Origin of the sequence: Streptomyces sp. NPDC004732 (genome assembly GCF_040609235.1) — a bacterium.
Lineage (GTDB): Bacteria > Actinomycetota > Actinomycetes > Streptomycetales > Streptomycetaceae > Streptomyces.
Genome location: NZ_JBEXJR010000007.1, coordinates 266,393 through 287,384, shown reverse-complemented (window position 1 = coordinate 287,384; position 20,992 = coordinate 266,393). Strand labels below are relative to the sequence as shown.

Genomic DNA, 20,992 nt, shown 5'->3' with positions numbered 1-20,992 from the left:
GTCGTACTCACTTGAGCCTGCTCGAAGCCAGGATGGACACGAGGTGCAGCAGGGTCTGCAGGACCGCGATCCCGGCCAGCACGGCGACGCCGAGCCGCGTGAAGAACAGGTCGCCCCGGATCTGGTCCACGATCGCCAGGACCAGGATGAGGAGGGACGCCTCGATGCCCAGGATCAGCCGGTGGAACTTCAGCGCGGCGGCGGCCTTGCGGGCCAGGGCCATGCCGGAGCCGCGCATCTCGGACGCGGTCTCCTTCACCTGCTCCTTGCCGTTCTGCGCGCGGGCCACGGCGACCAGGTCCGTCTCGGCCTTGATCATGATGGCGCCGAGCGCGGCGAGCGTACCGAGGAACGCCCACAGCCAGTCGATCCGGCCCGAGCCCCACAGGTCGGCGGCGCGCAGCCCGAAGCCGACGAGGACGGCCGCGTCGGTGAGGTAGGCACCGACGCGGTCCATCCAGACACCGGCCAGCGAGTACTGCTTGCGCCACCGGGCGATCTCGCCGTCGACGCAGTCGAGCAACAGATACAGCTGGACCGCGACGACACCGAGGACCGCGCCCCAGACGCCCGGCACGAGCAGGGCCGGGGCCGCGAGGACGCCGCAGACGGTCATCAGGTAGGTCAGCTGGTTGGGCGTGACCTTGGTGTTCACCAGGTGACGGTCGATGCGCAGCGAGATCTCGCGCATGTAGAGCCGTCCGCCCCAGTGTTCGCCGCTCCGTCGGTCCTTCACCCCCGGGGGGTGAACGACCGGGCGGAGCTCAGCTACCGATGGCTTTTGCATAGTCGGCGTATGCGTCCCTGATCTGGTCGGTGGACAGGTCGAGGTGTTCGAGGATCGTGTAGCGGCCCGGACGGGTCTGCGGAGCGAACTCCACGACCTTGACGAACTCGTCCACGCTGAAGCCGATCTCCTCCGGCAGCACGGGCAGGCCGTGGCGGCGCAGCACCTGCGCCATGAACGCCGACTCGTCGCGGGCACCGCGCAGGTGCATCGCGAAGGCCGCGCCCATGCCGCACTGCTCGCCGTGGCTGGCGGCGCGCTTGGGGTAGAGGAGGTCGAAGGCGTGGTTGATCTCGTGGCAGGCGCCGGACGCCGGGCGGGAGTCGCCCGACACGGACATCGCGATGCCGGTGAGGACCAGGCCCTCGGCAAGCACCTGCAGGAAGGCGTCGTCGCCGACACCGCCGGGGTGGCGGAGCACGGCTTCGCCCGCCTGGCGGGCCATGGCGGCCGCGAGCCCGTCGATGTCCTCGCCGCGCTCGCGGGCGGCGAGCTCCCAGTCCGCGATCGCGGAGATGTTGGACAGGGCGTCGCCGATGCCGGAGCGGACGAAGCGGACGGGCGCCTCACGGATCACATCGAGGTCGATGACGACCGCGATGGGGTTCGGCACTCCGTACGAACCGCGTCCCGCGTCGTTGTCGAGGGTCGCGACCGGCGAGCAGAGGCCGTCGTGCGACAGGTTCGTCGCGACGGCGACCAGCGGCAGGCCGACGCGCGCCGCGGCGAACTTGGCGCAGTCGATGATCTTGCCGCCGCCGAGGCCGACGATCGCGTCGTAGCGGCCCGACTTCTTGATGGCGTCGGCGAGCTTGATGGCGTCGTCGAGCGTGCCGCCACCGACCTCGAACCACTCCGCGCCGCCCAGCGAGGGCATGAGCCGCTCGCGGAGCACCGCACCCGAGCCACCGCTGATGGCGATGGCGAGCTTGCCGGTCGACGAGCAGATCCGCTGGTCGGCGAGGACACCGGCCAGGTCGTCGATCGCCCCCGGCCGGATGTCGACGACGACCGGCGAGGGGATGAGCCTCGTCAGTACTGGCACGCGATCTCCCGGCCCTTGGCGAGGTCGTCGTGGTTGTCGATCTCGACCCACTTGACGTCGCCGATCGGGGCCACGTCGACCTTGAAGCCGCGGTTGACGAGCTCCTGGTAGCCGTCCTCGTAGTAGAGGTCGGGGTCGCGCTCGAAGGTGGTCTTCAGCGCGTCGGCGAGCTCGTCGGCCGCCTCGCCCTCGATGAGGGTGACGCCGATGTACTCACCGGTGGCCGTCGCCGGGTCCATCAGCTTCGTGATCTTCTGGACGCCCTTGGCGGGGTCCACGATGACCTTCATCTCCTCGTCGGCGAGGTTCTTCACCGTGTCGAGGGCGAGGATGATCTTCTTGCCGTCGCCGCGGGCGGCGAGCAGCGTCTTCTCGACGGAGACCGGGTGCACGGTGTCGCCGTTGGCGAGGATCACCGTGTGCTTGATCGAGTCGCGACCGCACCACAGGGAGTAGGCGTTGTTCCACTCCTCGGCCTTGTCGTTGTCGATCAGGGTCAGCTTGAGGCCGTACTTCGCCTCGAGGGCCGCCTTGCGGTCGTAGACGGCTTCCTTCTTGTAGCCGACGATGATCGCGACCTCGGTGAGACCGATCTCGGCGAAGTTGCCGAGCGTCAGGTCGAGGATGGTGGTCTCACCATCGACGGGCACCAGGGCCTTGGGCAGGGTGTCCGTGTAGGGACGCAGACGCCTGCCGGCGCCTGCCGCAAGGACGAGGCCGATCATGCGGGTTCTCCTTCATCGTGTACGGCGGGTGCGCCCTGTTGGCTGGCGGCGACCCAGAAGCGGATGCTCTCGACGAGCACCACAAGTGCGACGGCCACGGCGAGCGCCGTGAGCGCGACGGTGAAATCAGTGGTGGGCAGCAGGGCGGCGGCCAGCGCGACCACGAGGGTCCTGCCTTCTTGGCCGCCGATCGCCCGCACCAGCCGGCGCGGAGGCGCGCCGGTGCCGCCCTTGATGCGGTACACCGTGTCGTAGTGATGGTAGGCGACCGCCGACACCAGCCCGAAAGCCGCGGGCAGCGCCCCGTTCACATCGGCTTTGGCCGCCAGTACCAGGACCGTGCCGTATTCGGCGGCGCGGAAGAACGGCGGAACCAGCCAGTCCAGGGGGGCCTTGAGGGGCCGCGCGAGCGCCAGGCCGGACAGCACCACGTAGATCACCGCGGCGACGACGACCCACGGGCTGCCGTAGGAGGTGAACGCGGCGACCGCCACGACCGCGGCGCCGCCGAGGAAGGCGAGCAGGGGTGCGGGCAGGATGCGGGCGCGGCGCCCGACGGCGGCGAAGGCCGAGGCGAGCGTGCCGTTGTCTGCGAGGTCGGCGAGGGCGTGGGCGGCGCGGTCGGTGCGGGTCGCCTTGCGGGTCAGCGAGCGCAGGACGCGTCCGGCGGTGGTGTAGCAGGCGGCGAGCGCACAGCCGATGATCAGGACGACGAGGGTGATGCGCGGGGTGGTGACCGCGGTGAGCACCGCGATCATCGCCCAGCGCTCGCCGATGGGCAGCACTATCATCCGGCGCACCCAGACCGTCCAGCCGACGCTGTCGAGCTTGTCCGAAAGGGCGGCGGTGGGACTGGTGTTGGCGGCCGCGTCGTGATTGGCCTCGTTGAACGAGAAGTCCACGACGTGGCGGCAGGTCTGCAGCACCATCGCGCCGAGGGCCAGCGCCCATACGTCGTCGCCGTTCGCGTTGGCGGCGCCGAGCGCGAGGCCCGCGTAGTACGCGTACTCCTTGGCACGGTCGAACGTCGCGTCCAGCCAGGCGCCGAGCGTCGAGTACTGCAGGGAGTAGCGGGCGAGCTGCCCGTCCGTGCAGTCCAGGACGAAGGAGAAGAGCAGCAGGAAGCCCGCCGCGACGAACCCGGCGCGCGTCCCGGTCGCCGCGCAGCCCGCCGCGATCAGGGCGGTGAGCAGCGAGGCGGTGGTGACCTGGTTCGGGGTGAGGCCCCGGCGGGCGCACCAGCGGGCGATGTAGCGCGAGTACGGGGAGATGCAGTACGTCGTGAAGAAGCCGTCCCGCGACTTGACCGCGGTGCGCAGGCGTACCGCCTCGTCGTCCACGGCGGCGACGGCCTGACGTGCCTCGTTCCGCGTCTGCGGGTCGTCGGGCACGGTGGCGACGAGGGTGCCGAGGTCGGGGCGGTGCACGTCCGTCGCGCCGGATTCCATCGCCGTGGCGATGTCGTCGGGGAGCGGGGCGAGCGTCATGACGCCGCCGGTGGCTCCGGCGCTCGCGGTGCCCGCGGTCGTCCGCAGGGCGCGCGTCAGTTCCGCGCGGGCCTCCGGCTTGGCGGTGACGGCGCCGGGCACCGTGGCGGCGGCGAAGCGGGGGTCGGTGAGTCCGAGGCGCAGTGCGTGGACGTGTCCGACGAAGCGGGCGTCGACGACGGCGACCCGCTGGTCACCCGGTACGGCGGCGAGCAGCGCCTCGGCGTCCGCCGCGTCGGAGGCGACCCGCACATCGAAGCCGAGGGACCGCAGATCGCCTTCGAGCGGCGACCCGGGGACCGGCTGACCGGTGAGGATGGCGGTCGACAGACGAACTCACTCCTTGAGTACCGGCGCGGCTCGCGCCGGGCACATGCGTAAGGGGAGCGCCCCTGGCCATGGCGGCCGGGCGGCACGTCGGCAGAGGCTATCGGATGATGGGAAGCGGGCGTTCATCACCCGTTCACGCCCCGATAAGGGCGGCCTGCGAGGGCCTCGGCCTTCGCGATCATCATGGTGGATGGGGGGCCGCGCCCACAAACCGCACCCCTGCCGGTGCCCGGCTTGCCCGTATAGCGGCACATGCCCGCGCAAGGCGTGTGCGGGCAGTTCGCTTAGGGTGGGCGCCCATGACATGGCTGATCACAGGCGGAGCGGGTTACATCGGGGCACATGTGGCGCGGGTCATGGCCGGTGCCGGGGAGGACGTCGTCGTCCTGGACGACGTCTCGTCGGGGGTGCCGCAGCGGTTGCCCGCGGACATGCCCCTCGTGAAGGGGTCCTCGCTGGACGGGGACCTGCTGCGCCGGGTCTTCGCCCAGCACGACGTCACCGGTGTGGTGCATCTCGCGGCCCGCAAGCAGGTCGGGGAGTCGGTGGAGCAGCCGCTGCGCTACTACCGGGAGAACCTGGGCGGCCTCACGACGCTGCTCGAAGCGGTGGCCGACGCAGGCATCAAGCGCTTCGTGTTCTCCTCGTCGGCCGCGGTGTACGGCAATCCGCCGGACGCGGACCTCGTGGGCGAGGACACGCCCTGCGCCCCGGTCAGCCCCTACGGCGAGACGAAGCTCGCCGGTGAGTGGCTGGTGCGGGCGGCCGGGCGGGCGCACGGCATCGGGACCGTCTGCCTGCGCTACTTCAACGTGGCGGGCGCCGCGGCTCCAGAGCTCGCGGACACCGGGGTCTTCAACGTGATCCCGATGGTCTTCGACCGGTTGCGCCAGGACGAGTCGCCGCGGATCTTCGGCGACACCCACCCGACGCCGGACGGCACCTGCGTCCGTGACTACGTCCACGTCTCCGACCTCGCCGAGGCCCATCTCGCGGCGGCCCGTCGGCTCACGGAGGACACCAAGGGCGCTGAGGGCGCCGCGGGCGACCTGACCGTGAACATCGGGCGGGGCCAGGGTGTTTCCGTACGCGAACTGATCACCGTCATCGGCGAGGTGAGCGGCGACACCCGTCCGGCGCTCGTCGAACCGGCCCGTGCGGGCGACTCCCCGCGCGCCGTGGCCGACGCCCGCCTTGCCGCGGCGGAGCTCGGCTGGACGGCCCGGCGCGGGGTGCGCGAGATGGTCGAGTCGGCGTGGGCGGGATGGTGTCTGCACCACCCGGAAGCGCGCCAGGGATGATCGTTCCGACGCCCTGACCTGCACCCCGCCCCCCAGTCGGCAACCGTTGCCATTTTCGCAGGTCAGCGCAGTGATAACGGTGTTCAGTACCGCGTTGCCAGATACCCCCTACCCGTAGTTCACTGTGGTCGCGCGACCAGCGGAATGCACGCCGACGACGGATGCGGGAGGGCGGCTCCATGGGGGCTGGGCACGATCACGGACACACACACGGGGCACCGGCCACGGGGACGGCGGCCAACGCCTACAAGGGGCGGCTCCGTATCGCCCTGACCATCACGATCACGGTCATGGTGGCCCAGATCGTGGGCGGGCTGATGGCGGACTCGCTCGCGCTCATCGCGGACGCGACGCACATGGCGACGGACTCGCTGGGCCTCGGCATGGCCCTGCTCGCGATCCACTTCGCGAACAGGCCGCCCACCGGGAACCGCACCTTCGGCTATGCCCGCGCGGAGATACTCGCCGCGCTCGCCAACTGTCTGCTGCTGCTCGGCGTGGGCGGGTACGTGCTGTACGAGGCGGTCCAGCGGTTCTTCACGCCCGCGGAGACCGAGGGCGGCCTGGCCCTCTACTTCGGCATCTTCGGCCTCGTCGCCAACATGATCTCGCTCTCGCTGCTCATGCGCGGCCAGAAGGACAGCCTCAATGTGCGCGGCGCCTTCCTGGAGGTCGTGGCGGACACCCTCGGCTCGCTCGCGGTGATCGTCGCCTCGGTCCTGATCATGCTCACCGGCTGGCAGGCCGCCGACCCGATCGCCTCCCTCGTCATCGGCTTCATGATCGTCCCGCGCACGGTCAAGCTCCTCAAGGAGACCCTGAACGTGCTCCTGGAGTCGGCGCCCAAGGGGGTCGACATGGCGGAGGTGCGGTCGCACATACTCGAACTGCCGGGCGTCGAGGAGGTCCACGACCTGCACGCCTGGACGATCACGTCGGGCATGCCGGTCCTCTCCGCCCACGTCGTGGTGAGCTCCTGGACCCTCGACGCGACCGGCCACGAGAAGCTGCTGCACGAGCTGCAGGGCTGCCTGGGCGACCACTTCGACGTCGAGCACTGCACCTTCCAGCTGGAACCGAGCGGCCACGCGGAGCACGAGGCGAAGCTCTGCCACTGACGCCCGGGACCGCCCGGATTCCCTTCACGGGTCAGTGCTCTTGTGGGACAGTCGACGGGAGGCTTCACAAACGCACTTGCTCCGGGGGAAAGCAGTGTCACATCCACAATCTCCCGCACCACCCGGCCCGCCACGGCCCGACCACGATCCTGATCCGGGGGCCCGGCAGCGGCCGTTCTGGCAGATGGTGACCGCCGTCATCGGCGCGCTGGGCGCGGTCGCCGCAGCCGTCATCGGGGTCAAGGTCTCCGACGGCGGCGAGGAGAGGACGACCGCCGCCCCGCAGAGCACACCGCCCGAGCCCAGGCCGAAACAGTCACAGCAGTGGAAGGACGGCAACGAGTTCTTCCTGAACGTACCGGCGCGGCCGTACGACCTCGACAGTCCCTGGGCGCACATCGATCCACAGGTCTCCGGCTCGGACGTGCAGGTCGTCGGGACCGACAGGAACACCCTCGCGGTGCTGAACGGCGCGACGATGGCGGTCATCACCGAGAGCGGCAAGCCGACCGTCGAGGAGTGCCGGACCCGCGTCTCCGAGACCGAGATGAAGTCGGCCATCATCGAGATCGGGCAGTCCTACTGCTTCAGGACGACCGACGAGAACACGGTCCTGATGCAGGTCAAGCGCCTGCAGAACGATGCGAACGGCATCCGGCAGGTCGTGGTGGCCAACAGCTTCGCCGACGGCTAACGGTGTCGGCGGTGTTAAGGTGGTCCGAGTTCTTGAGTTCCCAGGAGGTGGGTTGATGACTGTCGTGGCTGACGCTGCACTGCGCGGCGACACGTGCATCCCCACTTTCCGGGCACGCGTCTGACCTTCTCGTACAACCGCTCGTACGTCTCGTACGCCACTCGTACGTCGGGTCCGCGGGTCCTTCACTCAAGGATTTCCACGTTGACTGACAACGCTTCCCTCACCCACGCCTTCTTCGCCCTGCACCACGGGCTTCCGCGGCAGGGTCCCGGCTCCGATGCCACCACCAGGCGGCTGCTCTCCCTCGCGGGTGCGCTGCCCGAGCGGCCGCGCGTCCTCGACCTGGGCTGTGGTCCCGGCCGGGCCGCGCTCCTGCTCGCCGCCGAGGCCCACGCCGAGGTGACCGCCGTCGACCTCCACGAGCCGTTCCTCGACGAGCTCCGCGCCGCGGCCGAGGCACGCGGCCTCACCGGATCGATCACCACCGTCAACGCCGACATGGGGGAACTCCCCTATCCGGACGGTTCGTTCGATGTCGTCTGGGCCGAGAGCTCGGCCTACGGCATCGGCTTCGACACCGCACTCCGCGCCTGGCGTCGTCTGCTCGCCCCCGGCGGGGTGCTCGTCCTCACCGAGTGCGAGTGGACGGCCGCCGAGCCGTCCGCCGCCGCCCGCGCCTTCTGGGAGCAGCACTACGCGCTGCGCACCGGCGAGGCGAACGTCCGGGCCGCGACCGGCGCCGGGTACGCCGTGCTCGGCGTGCACCCGCAGCCCGAGTCCGACTGGGCGGAGTACTACGGGCCGCTGGCCGCACGCGCGGACGCGGCGGACCCGGATGCTCCCGGCATGGCGGAGGCGCTGGCCGCCACCCGCGAGGAGCTCGCGATGCGGCGTGCCCACGGGACCGATTACGGCTACACCGGCTATGTGCTGCGGCCCGTGGACTCCTGGCCGACCCGCCCGGAGACCGCGGCCGACATCGCCGCCGTGCACGCCCTGAACACCGCCGCCTTCGAGAGCGGGGCGGAGGCCGATCTGGTCGACGCGCTGCGCACGGACGACGAGGCCTGGCTGCCCGGTCTGTCGTACGTCGCCGAGGCGCCCGACGGTTCGGTGGCCGCGCATGCGCTGATCACCCGCTGCCGGGTGGACGGGGCACCCGCCCTGGCGCTCGCGCCCGTCGCCACCCTGCCCGAGTTCCAGCGGACGGGGGCCGGTTCGGCGGTCGTGCGCGCCGTGCTCGATGCGGCACGCGCGCGTGGGGAACGGATCGTCCTCGTGCTGGGGCATCCCTCGTACTATCCGAGGTTCGGTTTCAAGCCCGCTTCCGGGTACGGAATCCGGCCGGGCTTCGAGGTGCCCGACGACGCGATGATGGCTCTGGTCCTGAACGGATCCGACGATTCCGCGCAACTGCCGCGGGGCACGATCACCTATCCGGCTGCCTTCGGGGTCTGACCTCCCGGCGTGTCCCGCCGTGCTCCGGCGCGGCGGGACATGCGGGTTCCGTTAAGTGCCCGCGGTGTCCGGAACGTACGGCAGACTTGGGGTTCGAAGACCGAAGCGAAGGATGCGTATGCCGATCACACCTGCCACCGCGGCGAACAGCTCGTCGAACGGCACCGGAGAAGCGATCTTGCTGGAACTCGTCGACGAGGACGGCAGGACGATCGGCACAGCGGAGAAACTCTCCGCGCATCAGGCGCCCGGGCAATTGCACCGGGCGTTCTCCGTCTTCCTCTTCGACGAGCAGGGCCGGCTGCTGCTGCAGCAGCGCGCCCTCGGCAAGTACCACTCCCCCGGAGTCTGGTCGAACACCTGCTGCGGGCACCCCTACCCGGGCGAGGCCCCGTTCGCGGCGGCCGCCCGGCGTACGTACGAGGAGCTCGGGGTCTCGCCCTCGCTGCTCGCCGAGGCGGGCACGGTGCGCTACAACCACCCGGACCCCGACTCGGGGCTCGTGGAGCAGGAGTTCAACCACCTGTTCGTGGGCATGGTGCAGTCCCCGCTGAACCCCGACCCGGCCGAGATCGGCGGGACCGCTTTCGTGACGGCGGCGGAGCTGGCCGAGCGGCACGAGCGGGACCCGTTCTCCGCCTGGTTCATGACCGTGCTCGACGCGGCACGGCCCGCGGTCAAGGAACTGACGGGCCCCTCGGCAGGCTGGTAGTCGGTCACCCGCCGGGCGGTCAGCCGCCGTTGGGTTTCAGGGGCAGGGCCGCCCAGATGACCTTGCCCCCGCTCGCGGTGTGCTCGACGTCGCAGGCGCCGCCCGCCTCCTGCGTGATCTCGCGGACCAGCAGAAGGCCGCGCCCGCCCGTCTGCCCGTGGTCCGCCACCAGGGCCGTCGGGCGGTAGGGGTGGTTGTCCTCGACGGACACCCGCACCCACTCGGCGCCGACCGCGACCTCCACCGCGAGCATCGGCGACAGCAGGGCCGCATGGCGCACCGCGTTGGTCACCAGCTCGGAGACGATCACCAGCAGGCCGTGGACCAGGTCGTCCGTCGCCGGTACGCCCTGCCGGGCCAGCAGGTCCCGCACCGCGTGCCGGGCCTGGGGCACGGAGGCGTCGACGGCGGGGGCGGTGAAGCGCCACACCCCCTCGTACGGCACCGATCCGCCGCCCCTTGGGAGGGGGCGCTGCCCTCTCCCGTCGTTCCCCATCGTCCGGTCGCCGCCCTCGCGCTCGATTGTTGCCACACGTCGAGTGTTGGGAACGCTCTGGTCCGGACCGCGCCACTGACCAGAAGTCAGCGAGTATCGACGGGATTTGACCGCCTGGGTCGCACAGCGTCAGCTGTGCGACTGGTCCTGCCCCCGTTGTTCCGCCTTGAAGCCTTCTTCAGGTTGTACGAGGCTGACGATCCGGCGGCCGCCGATTCCGGTGGCGATCAGGCCGAGGCCGTCGAAGAGCAGCGTCAGGGAGAAGAAGCACCCGATCACGTACTGACTGCTGCTGGGCCATCCGGCGAGGACCAGGATACCGATCAGCAGGCCGAAGGCGCCCTGCAGCAGCGTCAGGGCGAACTGCGGGCCGCGTACGACCATGCTGCCGACCAGCCGGAACACACCGCCCGTCAGGAAGAGCAGGGCCGCGAACATGGTCAGCGCCTCCGCCGCCACGTCGGGCCTGCGGATGACCACGACGCCCGCCGCCAGGTTCAGCGCGGCGACCATGACGCCCAGCCAGAAGAAGCTGCTGCCCCGGGACTGGACGGCGTGCAGCAGGCCGACGATGCCGCCGATGAGCAGGAGCCAGCCGAACAGGAGCATCGAGGTCAGCGTGGCGACACCGGTGTAGACGAGGCCGACGAGCCCGGCCACGGCCAGGATCACACCGAGCAGGGCGAGCCAGCCGAAGCTGCGGCTGACCGTCCTGGCCTCCGAGGCGGCCGTGTCGTCCCTGGGTCCGGCCATCAGCGTCTCCCTCTCGCTCGGCCCCCTTCTTGATCGTACGTTCGAGGGGTGCGGATAGCATCCGGCGCATGGAGCCGCAGCTGAGCCACACCGTCACGGACGGCGTCGCCACCGTCCTCATCGACCATCCGGCCAAGCGCAACGCGATGACCGCCGACATGTGGCGTCAGGTGCCACCGCTGTTCGAGGGCCTCGGCGCCGACCCGGCCGTGCGCGCCGTGGTCCTCACCGGTGCGGGCGACACGTTCTGTGCGGGCGCCGACATCTCCACGCTGCGGGAGTCGCCCGGCACCGCACAGGACCTCGCGGTGCGGGCCGAGGACGCCCTTGCGGCCTTCCCCAAGCCGACGCTCGCGGCCGTGCGGGGTTACTGCGTGGGCGGCGGTGCGCAGCTGGCGGGCGCGTGCGACCTGCGGTTCGCTGACGAGGGCGCCTCGTTCGGTGTCACTCCGGCCAAGCTCGGCATCGTCTATCCGGCGTCGTCCACGCGCCGCCTGGTGTCGCTGGTGGGGCCCGCCACAGCCAAGTACCTGCTCTTCTCCGGGGAGTTGATCGGCGCCGAACGGGCGCTGCGCACCGGCCTGGTGGACGAGGTGCTGCCGTCGGGCGAGCTGGCCAAGCGGGTCGCCGAGTTCACCCGGATCCTCGTGTCGCGTTCCCTGCTGACGCAGGCGGCCGCCAAGGAGTTCGCCACCGGCCGCACGGACCGGGACGCGTACTGGACGGAGCAGGCGCGCGGCAGCGGCGACACCGCGGAGGGTGTCGCCGCCTTCCTGGAGCGCAGGCAGCCGCGCTTCACCTACTGACCGAAGCGGCTTCCGGCCCGGAACTTCGCGACGATGTGCGCGGGCGCCTTCTCCGGGGACCCGGCGTCGTAGGGCGGCTGGGGGTCGTACTCGGTCAGCAGCTGTACGGTCTGCGCGTGCTCGTCGCCCGCGATCTTCCCGGCCAGGGTGAGGCCCATGTCGATGCCCGCGGAGACACCGGCCCCGGTGACGTACTTGCCGTCGAAGACGACCCGCTCCCCCGTCGACTCCACACCGAGCCGGTCCAGCTCGGCCAGCGCGAGCCAGTGCGAGGTGGCGCGGCGGCCCTTGAGGAGGCCCGCGGCGGCCAGCGCGAGCGAGCCCGTGCACACCGAGGTCGTCCAGGTGGTGGTGGCGTCGACCGTGCGGAGCCAGCCCAGGAGCGCCTCGTTCTCCATCTGGTCGCTCTGGCCGGGGCCGCCGGGCACGACCACGATGTCGGGCCGTTGGACCTCGGCGAAGGACTTGTCGGCGACGAGGGCGAGGGAGCCGTTGTCGTCCCGCACGGGGCCCGCCTGCTCGGCCACGAAGACGGTCTCGGCGCCCGGGAGGCTGCTCAGGGTCTGGTAGGGGCCGATGGCGTCCAGGACGGTGAAGCGCTCGTACAGGGCGATGGCGATCTGCATGGTGTCCCTATCGGTGTGAGTGGGCGTGCCGGATGGGTGCGTGTGCCGGTGCGGTGAGTGCCGCAGGTGCGGGGTGGAAGCGGCGGCGGTACTCGGCCGGTGCCGCGCCGAGCAGCTTCACGAAGGCGCGGCGCATGGCCTCCGGTGTGCCGTAGCCGCAGGCGCGGGAGATCTCCTCGACCCCGTCGGAGGTGTCCTCCAGGAGGCGCCGGGCGTGTTCGATGCGGACGCGCTCGACGTACTTGCCCGGTGTCAGGCCGGTGTCCGCCTGGAAGGCGCGGGCGAAGTGGCGGGGCGAGAGGCGGGCGCGGGCGGCGAGCGCGTCGACCGAGAGGTCGTCGGCCGGGTGCTCGGTGATCCACTGCTGGACCTCGCGCAGCGGCTCGCGCCGCGCGGTCTGCGCGGCGAGCTGGACGCTGAACTGCGCCTGGTTCCCCGGGCGCCGCAGGAAGACCACCAGATGGCGGGCGACCGTGAGGGCCACCTCGCGGCCCAGGTCCTCCTCCACGAGCGCCAGGGCGAGGTCGATGCCCGCGGTGACCCCGGCGGACGTCGCGACATGGCCGTCGCGCACGTAGATGGGGTCGGGGTCGACCTCGACGCCCGGGTGGTCCCTGGCGAGCCGTTCGCAGTACGCCCAGTGCGTCGTCACCCTGCGCCCCTCCAGGAGCCCCGCCTCGGCGAGCCGGATCGCACCGGTGCAGACCGACACCAGGCGCTCCGCGCGCGGGCCGTTCTCGCGCAGCCAGCCGGTCAGCTCCGGGGCCTGCCCGCGGGTGCCGAGGCCACCGGGGACCAGCAGCGTGTGCGGCTCGGGTGCGTCGGCGAGGGCGGAGTCCGGGACCAGGGTGAGGCCGCTGGACGTGCGCACGGGCCCGCCGTCCAGGGAGGCGGTGCGGACGAGGTAGCCGCCCTTGGGGTCGGCCGTGCAGAGCCCGGCCCCCGTGAATACCTCCACGGGGCCCGTGACATCAAGGCTCTGGACGTCGTCGAAGAGCACGACCAGGACGATTCGCTGCGCCATGCCCTAGATTCTTCGCCCGGCCCGCGATGTCCGCAATGACGAAGACCCCACCTTTCCTGCCATCTCACCGAACCGCCTCACGCGCCACATACTGACCAGTAGGTAACGTGCACCCATGACCTCTTCGACGACTTCCTCCTCGTCCGCCGCACTGGAGTCGCGGGCCGGGCGCCGCTGTCACAACGTCCTCAACCCGCTGCACTCCGCGCACTACTTCTCACCGGACGTGAACCGGGAGCTGAGCGGCCTCGGGATCACCCACCGCAGCGCCGTCAACTTCGCCGTGCGCGCGGCCGCGCTGGGCGCCGTCGGCCCCGGGACCGTGACCGCCGCCTTCTACAACTACAAGTACGAGCTCGTGGCCGCGCACGTCCCCGAGGTGTGGCGGACCGCCTCGCCCGAGGACATCCTCGCGGCGCGCCTGCGGGGCGTCGACACGACGCTGCGGCGGCTGCTCGGCGAGGAGCTCGTCGCCTCGCCGGAGATGGCGGAGGCCGCGGGCCTCGCGCTGCGTGCCACCGAGGCCTGCACCCGCGGCGCCCGCCCGCTGTACGCCGCACACGCCGACCTGCCCGTCCCCGAGGAGCCGCACCTCGCCTACTGGCACGCGGCGACGCTGCTGCGCGAGCACCGCGGCGACGGTCACCTCACCGTGCTGCTCGGCGCCGAACTCGACGGCCTCGAAGCCATGGTGAGCCACACCGCCACCGGCAAGGGCACCAGGCCGAAGTGGGTCTTCTCCACCCGCGGCTGGAACCAGGAGGAGTGGGACGCGGCGACGGACCGGCTGCGGGACCGCGGGCTGCTGGACGGCGAGGGCGAGTTGACGGAGGACGGCGTGGCGCTGCGCCGGGACGTCGAGGCCGAGACGGACCGCCTCGACCGCGCGCCCTACGAGCACCTCGGCGCCGCAGGCATCGAGCGGCTGACGGAACTCGGCACCCTCTTCGTCGGCAAGGCGATGCAGGCCGGGGCGTTCCCCGCGGACCTGCTCGGCAAGCGCTGAGCGGGCGCGCGCCCGGCGTCCGCCGCCCGGCGCGCATGGCTTCGCGCGACCGAGGTACCCGTTCGTCCACCGGCTCCGCCGACCCCCGGCGGCGTCGGGGACGAAAGGGGAGTACTCATGTTCCGTGCCATCGCGGACGTCCTGCGCCAGATCGGCGCCGCCATCGCCACCGTCGTCACGCTGCCGTTCCGGGCACTGGCCAGGTTGTTCGGCGGAGCGTCCCGTTCCGCGGGGCGCGGCGGGCGGCGGCCGGGACACACGGGCCGGGCCGGCCGGGTCTGATCACCCTCTGTCGGCGCCACCTGCCACAATTGCCCGGCAACCTCAGCGAGAAGGCGGTACCGGAACGTGGCAGCTTTGAAGACGTCCACCCCAGCATCCATCGAAGGCAGGATCGCCGAGGAGCTCGGCGTACGGGAGCGGCAGGTGAAGGCCGCCGTCGACCTGCTCGACGGCGGCTCCACGGTGCCCTTCATCGCGCGCTACCGCAAGGAAGCGACCGAAATGCTCGACGACGCGCAGCTGCGCACGCTCGAAGAGCGCCTGCGCTACCTGCGCGAGCTGGAGGACCGGCGCGCCGCGATCCTCGAATCGGTCCGTGAGCAGGGCAAGCTCACCGACGAGCTCGAGGCGCGGATCCGCGAGGCGGACACCAAGGCACGCCTGGAGGACATCTACCTGCCCTTCAAGCCGAAGCGGCGCACGAAGGCGCAGATCGCCCGGGAGGCGGGGCTCGAGCCCCTGGCCGACGGGCTGCTCGCCGACCCGACCGTGGAACCGCAGGCGGCCGCCGCCGCGTTCGTCGACGCCGACAAGGGCGTCGCGGACCCGCAGGCCGCCCTGGACGGCGCACGGGCGATCCTCGCCGAGCGGTTCTCCGAGGACGCCGACCTGATCGGCGAGCTGCGCGAGCGCATGTGGGTGCGCGGCAGGCTCGCCGCGAAGGTCAGGGACGGCAAGGAGGAGGCGGGCGCCAAGTTCGCCGACTACTTCGACTTCGCCGAGCCCTTCACCGACCTGCCCTCGCACCGCATCCTCGCCATGCTGCGCGGCGAGAAGGAGGAGGTGCTCGACCTCGTCCTCGAACCCGAGGAGCCCGCCGCCACGCCCGGCACGCCCGGCACCCCTTCGTCGTACGAGGGCATCGTCGCCCACCGCTTCGACGTCGCCGACCGCGGCAGGCCCGGCGACAAGTGGCTCCAGGACACGGTCCGCTGGTCCTGGCGGACGCGGATCCTCGTGCACCTCGGGATCGACCTGCGGCTGCGGCTGCGCACCGCCGCCGAGGACGAGGCGGTGCGGGTCTTCGCGTCGAACCTGCGCGACCTGCTGCTTGCGGCGCCCGCGGGCACCCGCGCGACGCTCGGCCTCGACCCCGGGTTCCGTACGGGCGTGAAGGTCGCCGTCGTCGACGCGACCGGCAAGGTCGTGGCGACCGACACGATCCACCCGCACGTCCCGGCCAACAAGTGGGACCAGTCCCTTGCGACGCTCGCGCGGCTCGCCGCGGAGCACGGGGTCGACCTGATCGCCGTCGGGAACGGCACGGCGTCGCGCGAGACCGACAAGCTCGCCGGTGAACTCATCACCAAGCACCCCGAGCTGAAGCTCACGAAGGTGATGGTCTCCGAGGCGGGCGCGTCCGTGTACTCGGCTTCGGCCTTCGCCTCGCAGGAGCTGCCCGACCTGGACGTCTCGATCCGTGGCGCGGTCTCCATCGCGCGGCGCCTCCAGGACCCGCTGGCCGAGCTGGTGAAGATCGACCCCAAGTCGATCGGCGTCGGGCAGTACCAGCACGACCTCTCCGAGGTGAAGCTGTCGCGCTCCCTCGACGCGGTCGTCGAGGACTGTGTGAACGGCGTCGGTGTGGACGTCAACACCGCCTCCGCCCCGCTCCTCTCCCGGGTCTCCGGCATCGGCGCGGGCCTCGCGGAGAACATCGTGGCGCACCGCGACTCGAACGGCCCGTTCAAGAGCCGCAAGGGACTCAAGGACGTCGCCCGACTCGGCCCGAAGGCGTACGAGCAGTGCGCGGGCTTCCTCCGCATCCGCGGCGGCGACGACCCGCTGGACGCCTCCAGCGTGCACCCCGAGGCCTACCCCGTGGTGCGCAAGATGGTGAAGTCGGCGGGCGGCGAGGTCGGTTCGCTGATCGGCAACACGGCGGCCCTGCGCTCACTGCAGCCGGACGCGTTCGTCGACGAGGTCTTCGGACTGCCCACGGTCACGGACATCCTGAAGGAGCTGGAGAAGCCCGGGCGCGACCCGCGGCCCGCCTTCAAGACGGCGGCCTTCAAGGACGGGGTCGAGAAGCTCTCCGACCTGGCCGCCGGAATGGTCCTCGAAGGCGTCGTGACGAACGTGGCCGCCTTCGGGGCGTTCGTGGACGTCGGCGTCCACCAGGACGGCCTGGTGCACGTGTCCGCCATGTCCAAGACGTTCGTCAAGGACCCGCGGGACGTCGTGAAGCCCGGCGACATCGTCAAGGTGAAGGTCATGGACGTCGACATCCCTCGCAAGCGGGTCTCGCTGACGCTGCGCCTCGACGACGAGGCGAATGCCTCCGGCGGGGACGGGGAACAGCCGAAGCGCGGCGGCGGCCGTCCGCCTCAGCAGCGGCAGCGCGGCCAGAGCGGTGGTTCGGGCGGCGGTCAGGGCCGACGTCAGCAGGGCCAGGGCCAGGCACAAGGCCAGGGTCAGGGCCAGGGACAGCGGGGCGGTCGCGGGCAGAAGCCGCAGCGGCAGGGCCCGCCGCCCGCCAACGACGCGATGGCCGATGCGCTGCGGCGGGCCGGGCTCGTCGACCCGAAGCGGCGCTGATACGCCGTAGGACCGAGCGGGGTGGAGGTCAGAGTGGCAGTTCCGCCACTTTGCCCTCCGCCACCTCCAGACGGCGCGTCACGCGGACCGCGTCCAGCATCCTGCGGTCGTGCGTGACCAGGAGCAGAGTGCCCTCGTAGGCCTCCAGAGCCGTCTCCAGCTGCTCGATCGCGGGCAGGTCCAAGTGGTTGGTCGGCTCGTCCAGGACGAGGAGGTTGACGCCTCGGCCCTGGAGCAGCGCGAGGCCCGCGCGGGTCCGCTCGCCGGGAGAGAGCGTGGCCGCCGAGCGCAGCACGTGGTCCGCCTTGAGGCCGAACTTGGCGAGCAGTGTGCGGACTTCGGCCGGTTCGGTGTCGGGGACGGCCGCGCAGAACGCGTCCAGCAGGGACTCCTCGCCGTGGAACAGGGCGCGGGCCTGGTCGACCTCGCCGACCAGCACGCCCGAGCCGAGGGCGGCATGGCCCACGTCCAGCGGCACGCGTCCCAGGAGGGCCGCCAGCAGCGTCGACTTGCCCGAGCCGTTCGCGCCGGTGATCGCCACGCGGTCCGCCCAGTCGATCTGCAGGGTGACCGGGCCGAGCGTGAACGCGCCGCGGTGCACCTCCGCGTCGCGCAGGCTCGCGACGACCGCGCCGGAGCGGGGTGCGGCCGCGATCTCCATGCGCAGCTCCCACTCCTTGCGGGGTTCCTCGACGACGTCCAGGCGCTCGATCATGCGCTGGGTCTGGCGGGCCTTCGCCGCCTGCTTCTCGCTGGCGTCGCTGCGGAGGTTCCGGCCGATCTTGTCGTTGTCGCCGCCCGACTTGGCCTTGCGGCGGGCGTTCTTGACGCCCTTGTCGGCCCAGGAGCGCTGCATCTGGGCGCGGCCCTGGAGCGCGGCCTTCTTGTCGGCGTACTCGTCGTACTCGTCGCGGGCGTGCCTGCGGGCCGTGTCGCGCTCCTCCAGGTACGCGTCGTAGCCGCCGCCGTAGAGGTTGATCTGCTGCTGGGCCAGGTCGAGTTCGAGGACCTTGGTGACCGTGCGGGTGAGGAACTCGCGGTCGTGGCTGACCACGACCGTGCCTGCGCGCAGACCGCGGACGAAGGACTCCAGGCGTTCCAGGCCCGCCAGGTCGAGGTCGTTGGTCGGCTCGTCCAGGAGGAACACGTCGTAGCGGGAGAGGAGGAGGGAGGCCAGTCCGGCGCGGGCCGCCTGGCCGCCCGAGAGCGAGGTCATGGGCTGGTCCAGGCTCACGGCGAGGCCCAGGGAGTCGGCGACCTCCTCCGCGCGCTCGTCGAGGTCCGCGCCGCCGAGCGCCAGCCAGCGCTCCAGGCTGTTCGCGTACGCGTCGTCCGCGCCCGGGGCGCCGTCCACGAGGGCCTGGGTGTCCTGGTCCATGACGCGCTGGGCCTCGGCCACGCCGGTGCGGCGGGCCAGGAAGGCGCGGATGGTCTCGCCCGGGCGGCGGTCCGGCTCCTGGGGAAGGTGTCCCACGGAGGCCGTGGGCGGCGAGAGCCGCAGCTCTCCCCCTTCGGGGGCGTCAAGGCCCGCGAGCAGCCTCAGCAGGGTGGACTTGCCCGCTCCGTTGGCACCGACCAGACCGATGACGTCACCTGGGGCGACGACGAGGTCCAGTCCGGCGAACAGGGTGCGGTCGCCGTGGCCGGCGGCGAGGTCTTTGGCGACGAGGGTTGCGGTCATCAGGGGGCAATTGTAGATCTGCGCGCGGGGCGGCCGGTGCGCCTGCCCGGCGGGGGCGCCTAGCGGGACGTGGGGGTGACCAGGACGTGCGTGGAGGTCCGGGCCACCACGTAGGCGGAGCCCTTCGTGGCCTTGGGGGTCAGGGGGACCTGGTGGCGCCCGGGCTCCAGGACCTCGTCGAAGACTTCGTGGATGTGGGTGCGGGACAGGCGGTCCATCCGGTACGCCGTGAGCTGGACCCGGCACGTCGATGTGACGTCCAGCTCCGCCGAGCGGGGACCGGCCGCGAGGCGGGTGAGGCGGCGCTGTTCCTGGGGGCTGCGGTCCAGGGCGTACTCGATCTGGGCGACCAGGAGCGGGATGATCGGGGCGAGGCCGTCCACATAGGCGACCGGGACGCTCGCGCCGTCGAAGACGGAGCGGACGGACTGCCGGGTGGCTTCGGGCACCGTGGGGCCGAAGGCCACCGCCCCGTAGGTGCGGAGTTCGTCGGGTGCGACGCCCGTCGCGTCCGACGCGATCTCCGCGCCGATCCCGATCGTGCGGAGCGCCGCGGCGAGCTTGGCGAGGATCGCCACCCGGGCGCCGATGAGGAGCACCCGGCGACGGGCCTGCGGGTCGTCCTCGGCGAGCAACTGCCCCAGTGCCGCCCGGTATTCGTCGCCGTGGAAGCGGAACGGCCCTATGCCGTGGTAGCCGTTGAGCTCCAGGTCGGCCCGTTCCGTGGTCTGCCAGGCGAAGTCGCGCCAGACGAAGTCGTCGGCGCCGTCGGCGCTCTTCTCGATCACGGCCGTGACCGCGCCGCACTCCAGGCCCTCGCACTCCGGGCAGCCGTATATGACGTAACGCCCCTCCTCCAGCGGTGCCTGCGCCTCCAGGAGCAGTCGGCGGACATGAGCGGTGAAGATCGCCGGTGGAATGTCGGAGGCGAGCGGCGACACCGCGTCGAGGTCGGACAGCTGGAAGAGGAGGGGACGGCCGTTGACGATGAAGTCGACGAAATCGCGGTGCACTTGGTAGTCACCGTTGGCGAGAACCCCACCGGCGCGCATGGCCGGTGCCAGACCAAAGGTCGCGTACTCGGCAGACATGCTGTGAGTATCCCCACTTGACGTGTGATGTGAGCACGGCATCGCACATTCCGATACGTTCCCGGGATGGCTGATGACGATGTGATTGTGGTGGGCAGTGGGGTCGTCGGGCTCACCACCGCGGTCGTGCTGGCGGAGCTGGGGCGGCGGGTACGCGTGTGGAGCCGGGAGCCCGCCGAGCGGACCACCTCGGCCGTTGCGGGCGGCCTGTGGTGGCCCTACCGCATCGAGCCCGCGGAGTCGGCGGGCGAGTGGGCCCTGCAATCCCTCGCCGTGTACGAGGAGTTGGCGGGGCGCGGCCCGCTCACCGGCGTACGCATGGTCGAGGGCGTACATGCCGAGACGGGTCTGGACGAGTTGGGGGCGTGGGCCTCGCGCGTGGGCGGGCTGCGGGTCGCGGAGCGGGCGGAGTACGCGGGGCGTGGGCTGTGGGCGCGGCTGCCGCTCATCGACATGCCGGTCCATCTCGCCTGGCTGCGGGGGCGGCTGCGCGCCGCGGGCGGAGTCCTGGAGGAGCGTGCGGTCGGGCGGCTCGCGGAGCCTTCGGCCGAGGCGTCCGCCGTGGTGAACTGCTCGGGGCTCGGTGCGCGCGCCCTCGTACCGGACGAAGGGGTGTATCCGGTGCGGGGGCAGCTCGTCGTGGTGGAGAACCCGGGGATCGAGACGTGGTTCACGGCCCCCGACTCCGCGTCGGACGCGACGACGTACTTCCTGCCGCAGCCGGGTGGCCTCGTGCTCGGCGGGACCGCGGAGGACGGCGACTGGTCGGCCGAGCCGGACCCTGCCGTGGCGGACGCCATCGTCGCGCGGTGCGCCGCGGTGCGTCCTGAGATCGCCGGGGCCCGTGTCCTCGCGCACCGGGTGGGGCTGCGACCGGCCCGGCACCGCGTACGTCTGGAGCGTGAGCGGACTCCGGAAGGCGGGGTGCTCGTGCACAACTACGGGCACGGCGGTGGCGGTGTGACGGTGGCCTGGGGGTGCGCCCAGGAGGCGGCGCAACTGGTGGGCGCCGCCTCCTGAGGCGACCGG

The 20,992-nt window shown here is 71.7% G+C and carries 20 protein-coding genes; 10 read left to right on the top strand and 10 right to left on the bottom strand.

What is annotated here, in order from left to right; translation table 11 throughout:
• Positions 1-7: 7 nt before the first annotated feature.
• From ABZV77_RS22665 to ABZV77_RS22650, 4 genes are read right to left on the bottom strand one after another with little or no spacing between them, the layout of a single operon-like run.
• Complete coding sequence (locus ABZV77_RS22665; RefSeq protein ID WP_356259632.1) at positions 8-787, bottom strand: CDP-alcohol phosphatidyltransferase family protein; 780 nt, start codon at positions 785-787, stop codon at positions 8-10.
• Positions 765-1,832 (bottom strand): iron-containing alcohol dehydrogenase family protein, encoded by a 1,068-nt coding sequence (locus ABZV77_RS22660; RefSeq protein WP_356259629.1) that lies wholly within the window; start codon positions 1,830-1,832, stop codon positions 765-767. Before ABZV77_RS22660 ends, ABZV77_RS22665 begins: the two co-directional genes overlap by 23 nt.
• Positions 1,820-2,557, bottom strand: coding sequence for a phosphocholine cytidylyltransferase family protein (locus ABZV77_RS22655; RefSeq protein ID WP_356259626.1), 738 nt, complete (start codon positions 2,555-2,557; stop codon positions 1,820-1,822). Before ABZV77_RS22655 ends, ABZV77_RS22660 begins: the two co-directional genes overlap by 13 nt.
• Positions 2,554-4,374 (bottom strand): DUF5941 domain-containing protein, encoded by a 1,821-nt coding sequence (locus ABZV77_RS22650; protein ID WP_356260205.1) that lies wholly within the window; start codon positions 4,372-4,374, stop codon positions 2,554-2,556. The genes ABZV77_RS22655 and ABZV77_RS22650 overlap by 4 nt, the downstream gene beginning before the upstream one ends.
• A 299-nt stretch (positions 4,375-4,673) precedes the next feature.
• Between ABZV77_RS22650 and galE the strand changes: the two genes are divergently transcribed.
• The 5 genes from galE (at position 4,674) to idi (ending at position 9,660) form a co-directional block, all read left to right on the top strand.
• Positions 4,674-5,675, top strand: a complete 1,002-nt coding sequence (gene galE, locus ABZV77_RS22645) for a UDP-glucose 4-epimerase GalE (protein ID WP_356259625.1) — start codon at positions 4,674-4,676, stop codon at positions 5,673-5,675.
• Positions 5,676-5,854: 179 nt separating this feature from the next.
• On the top strand, positions 5,855-6,793 hold the full coding sequence (locus tag ABZV77_RS22640) for a cation diffusion facilitator family transporter (RefSeq protein WP_356259622.1): 939 nt from the start codon (positions 5,855-5,857) through the stop codon (positions 6,791-6,793).
• 184 nt (positions 6,794-6,977) lie between these two features.
• Complete coding sequence (locus ABZV77_RS22635) at positions 6,978-7,487, top strand: hypothetical protein (RefSeq protein WP_356259619.1); 510 nt, start codon at positions 6,978-6,980, stop codon at positions 7,485-7,487.
• A 204-nt stretch (positions 7,488-7,691) separates the two neighbouring features.
• The gene (locus tag ABZV77_RS22630; RefSeq protein WP_356259617.1) at positions 7,692-8,948 is read left to right on the top strand and encodes a bifunctional class I SAM-dependent methyltransferase/N-acetyltransferase; all 1,257 of its coding nucleotides are present in this window, start codon (positions 7,692-7,694) and stop codon (positions 8,946-8,948) included.
• 118 nt (positions 8,949-9,066) lie between these two features.
• Positions 9,067-9,660: an isopentenyl-diphosphate Delta-isomerase gene (idi, locus tag ABZV77_RS22625; protein WP_356259614.1), complete on the top strand. Its 594-nt coding sequence runs from the start codon at positions 9,067-9,069 to the stop codon at positions 9,658-9,660.
• A gap of 19 nt (positions 9,661-9,679) precedes the next feature.
• Here the strand turns inward: idi and ABZV77_RS22620 are convergent, their stop codons facing one another.
• Complete coding sequence (locus ABZV77_RS22620) at positions 9,680-10,156, bottom strand: ATP-binding protein (RefSeq protein WP_356260203.1); 477 nt, start codon at positions 10,154-10,156, stop codon at positions 9,680-9,682.
• 129 nt (positions 10,157-10,285) lie between these two features.
• Positions 10,286-10,909, bottom strand: coding sequence for a DUF308 domain-containing protein (locus ABZV77_RS22615; protein ID WP_356259611.1), 624 nt, complete (start codon positions 10,907-10,909; stop codon positions 10,286-10,288).
• A gap of 68 nt (positions 10,910-10,977) precedes the next feature.
• Here ABZV77_RS22615 and ABZV77_RS22610 point away from each other — a divergent pair, with 68 nt between their 5' ends.
• Complete coding sequence (locus ABZV77_RS22610) at positions 10,978-11,715, top strand: enoyl-CoA hydratase/isomerase family protein (protein WP_356259609.1); 738 nt, start codon at positions 10,978-10,980, stop codon at positions 11,713-11,715.
• Here the strand turns inward: ABZV77_RS22610 and ABZV77_RS22605 are convergent.
• Both ABZV77_RS22605 and ABZV77_RS22600 read right to left on the bottom strand, forming a co-directional pair.
• Positions 11,709-12,341, bottom strand: coding sequence for a DJ-1/PfpI family protein (locus tag ABZV77_RS22605; RefSeq protein WP_356259606.1), 633 nt, complete (start codon positions 12,339-12,341; stop codon positions 11,709-11,711). The genes ABZV77_RS22610 and ABZV77_RS22605 overlap by 7 nt on opposite strands.
• A 7-nt stretch (positions 12,342-12,348) precedes the next feature.
• Positions 12,349-13,365: a GlxA family transcriptional regulator gene (locus tag ABZV77_RS22600; RefSeq protein ID WP_356259603.1), complete on the bottom strand. Its 1,017-nt coding sequence runs from the start codon at positions 13,363-13,365 to the stop codon at positions 12,349-12,351.
• Positions 13,366-13,480: 115 nt separating this feature from the next.
• On the opposite strand from ABZV77_RS22600, the gene ABZV77_RS22595 reads away from it, so the two are divergent.
• The 3 genes from ABZV77_RS22595 to ABZV77_RS22585 all read left to right on the top strand — a co-directional run bounded on the left by ABZV77_RS22595 (position 13,481) and on the right by ABZV77_RS22585 (position 17,191).
• On the top strand, positions 13,481-14,371 hold the full coding sequence (locus ABZV77_RS22595) for a hypothetical protein (RefSeq protein WP_356259600.1): 891 nt from the start codon (positions 13,481-13,483) through the stop codon (positions 14,369-14,371).
• Between the two features lie 117 nt (positions 14,372-14,488).
• On the top strand, positions 14,489-14,653 hold the full coding sequence (locus ABZV77_RS22590; RefSeq protein WP_356259598.1) for an LPFR motif small protein: 165 nt from the start codon (positions 14,489-14,491) through the stop codon (positions 14,651-14,653).
• Positions 14,654-14,719: 66 nt separating this feature from the next.
• Entirely contained in the window at positions 14,720-17,191 is a 2,472-nt protein-coding gene (locus ABZV77_RS22585) for a Tex family protein (RefSeq protein WP_356259595.1), read from the top strand.
• Positions 17,192-17,219: 28 nt separating this feature from the next.
• Here ABZV77_RS22585 and ABZV77_RS22580 read toward each other — a convergent pair whose 3' ends face one another.
• Together ABZV77_RS22580 and ABZV77_RS22575 are read right to left on the bottom strand one after the other, a co-directional pair.
• The gene (locus tag ABZV77_RS22580) at positions 17,220-18,872 is read right to left on the bottom strand and encodes an ABC-F family ATP-binding cassette domain-containing protein (protein ID WP_356259593.1); all 1,653 of its coding nucleotides are present in this window, start codon (positions 18,870-18,872) and stop codon (positions 17,220-17,222) included.
• A 59-nt stretch (positions 18,873-18,931) separates the two neighbouring features.
• Positions 18,932-19,963: an oxidoreductase gene (locus tag ABZV77_RS22575; protein WP_356259590.1), complete on the bottom strand. Its 1,032-nt coding sequence runs from the start codon at positions 19,961-19,963 to the stop codon at positions 18,932-18,934.
• A 66-nt stretch (positions 19,964-20,029) separates the two neighbouring features.
• Between ABZV77_RS22575 and ABZV77_RS22570 the strand changes: the two genes are divergently transcribed.
• Positions 20,030-20,983, top strand: a complete 954-nt coding sequence (locus tag ABZV77_RS22570; RefSeq protein ID WP_356259588.1) for an FAD-dependent oxidoreductase — start codon at positions 20,030-20,032, stop codon at positions 20,981-20,983.
• The last annotated feature ends 9 nt before the right edge of the window (positions 20,984-20,992 follow it).

Bases quoted from the DNA above. Each gene is read 5' to 3' on its own strand.
- ABZV77_RS22610 (WP_356259609.1), top strand. From the start codon at position 10,978: ATGGAGCCGCAGCTGAGCCACACCGTCACGGACGGCGTCGCCACCGTC.
- ABZV77_RS22655 (WP_356259626.1), bottom strand. From the start codon at position 2,557: ATGATCGGCCTCGTCCTTGCGGCAGGCGCCGGCAGGCGTCTGCGTCCC.
- galE (WP_356259625.1), top strand. From the start codon at position 4,674: ATGACATGGCTGATCACAGGCGGAGCGGGTTACATCGGGGCACATGTG.
- ABZV77_RS22580 (WP_356259593.1), bottom strand. From the start codon at position 18,872: ATGACCGCAACCCTCGTCGCCAAAGACCTCGCCGCCGGCCACGGCGAC.
- ABZV77_RS22575 (WP_356259590.1), bottom strand. From the start codon at position 19,963: ATGTCTGCCGAGTACGCGACCTTTGGTCTGGCACCGGCCATGCGCGCC.
- ABZV77_RS22590 (WP_356259598.1), top strand. From the start codon at position 14,489: ATGTTCCGTGCCATCGCGGACGTCCTGCGCCAGATCGGCGCCGCCATC.
- ABZV77_RS22665 (WP_356259632.1), bottom strand. From the start codon at position 787: ATGCAAAAGCCATCGGTAGCTGAGCTCCGCCCGGTCGTTCACCCCCCG.
- ABZV77_RS22615 (WP_356259611.1), bottom strand. From the start codon at position 10,909: ATGGCCGGACCCAGGGACGACACGGCCGCCTCGGAGGCCAGGACGGTC.
- ABZV77_RS22595 (WP_356259600.1), top strand. From the start codon at position 13,481: ATGACCTCTTCGACGACTTCCTCCTCGTCCGCCGCACTGGAGTCGCGG.
- ABZV77_RS22570 (WP_356259588.1), top strand. From the start codon at position 20,030: ATGGCTGATGACGATGTGATTGTGGTGGGCAGTGGGGTCGTCGGGCTC.
- idi (WP_356259614.1), top strand. From the start codon at position 9,067: ATGCCGATCACACCTGCCACCGCGGCGAACAGCTCGTCGAACGGCACC.
- ABZV77_RS22620 (WP_356260203.1), bottom strand. From the start codon at position 10,156: ATGGGGAACGACGGGAGAGGGCAGCGCCCCCTCCCAAGGGGCGGCGGA.
- ABZV77_RS22600 (WP_356259603.1), bottom strand. From the start codon at position 13,365: ATGGCGCAGCGAATCGTCCTGGTCGTGCTCTTCGACGACGTCCAGAGC.
- ABZV77_RS22635 (WP_356259619.1), top strand. From the start codon at position 6,978: ATGGTGACCGCCGTCATCGGCGCGCTGGGCGCGGTCGCCGCAGCCGTC.
- ABZV77_RS22640 (WP_356259622.1), top strand. From the start codon at position 5,855: ATGGGGGCTGGGCACGATCACGGACACACACACGGGGCACCGGCCACG.
- ABZV77_RS22605 (WP_356259606.1), bottom strand. From the start codon at position 12,341: ATGCAGATCGCCATCGCCCTGTACGAGCGCTTCACCGTCCTGGACGCC.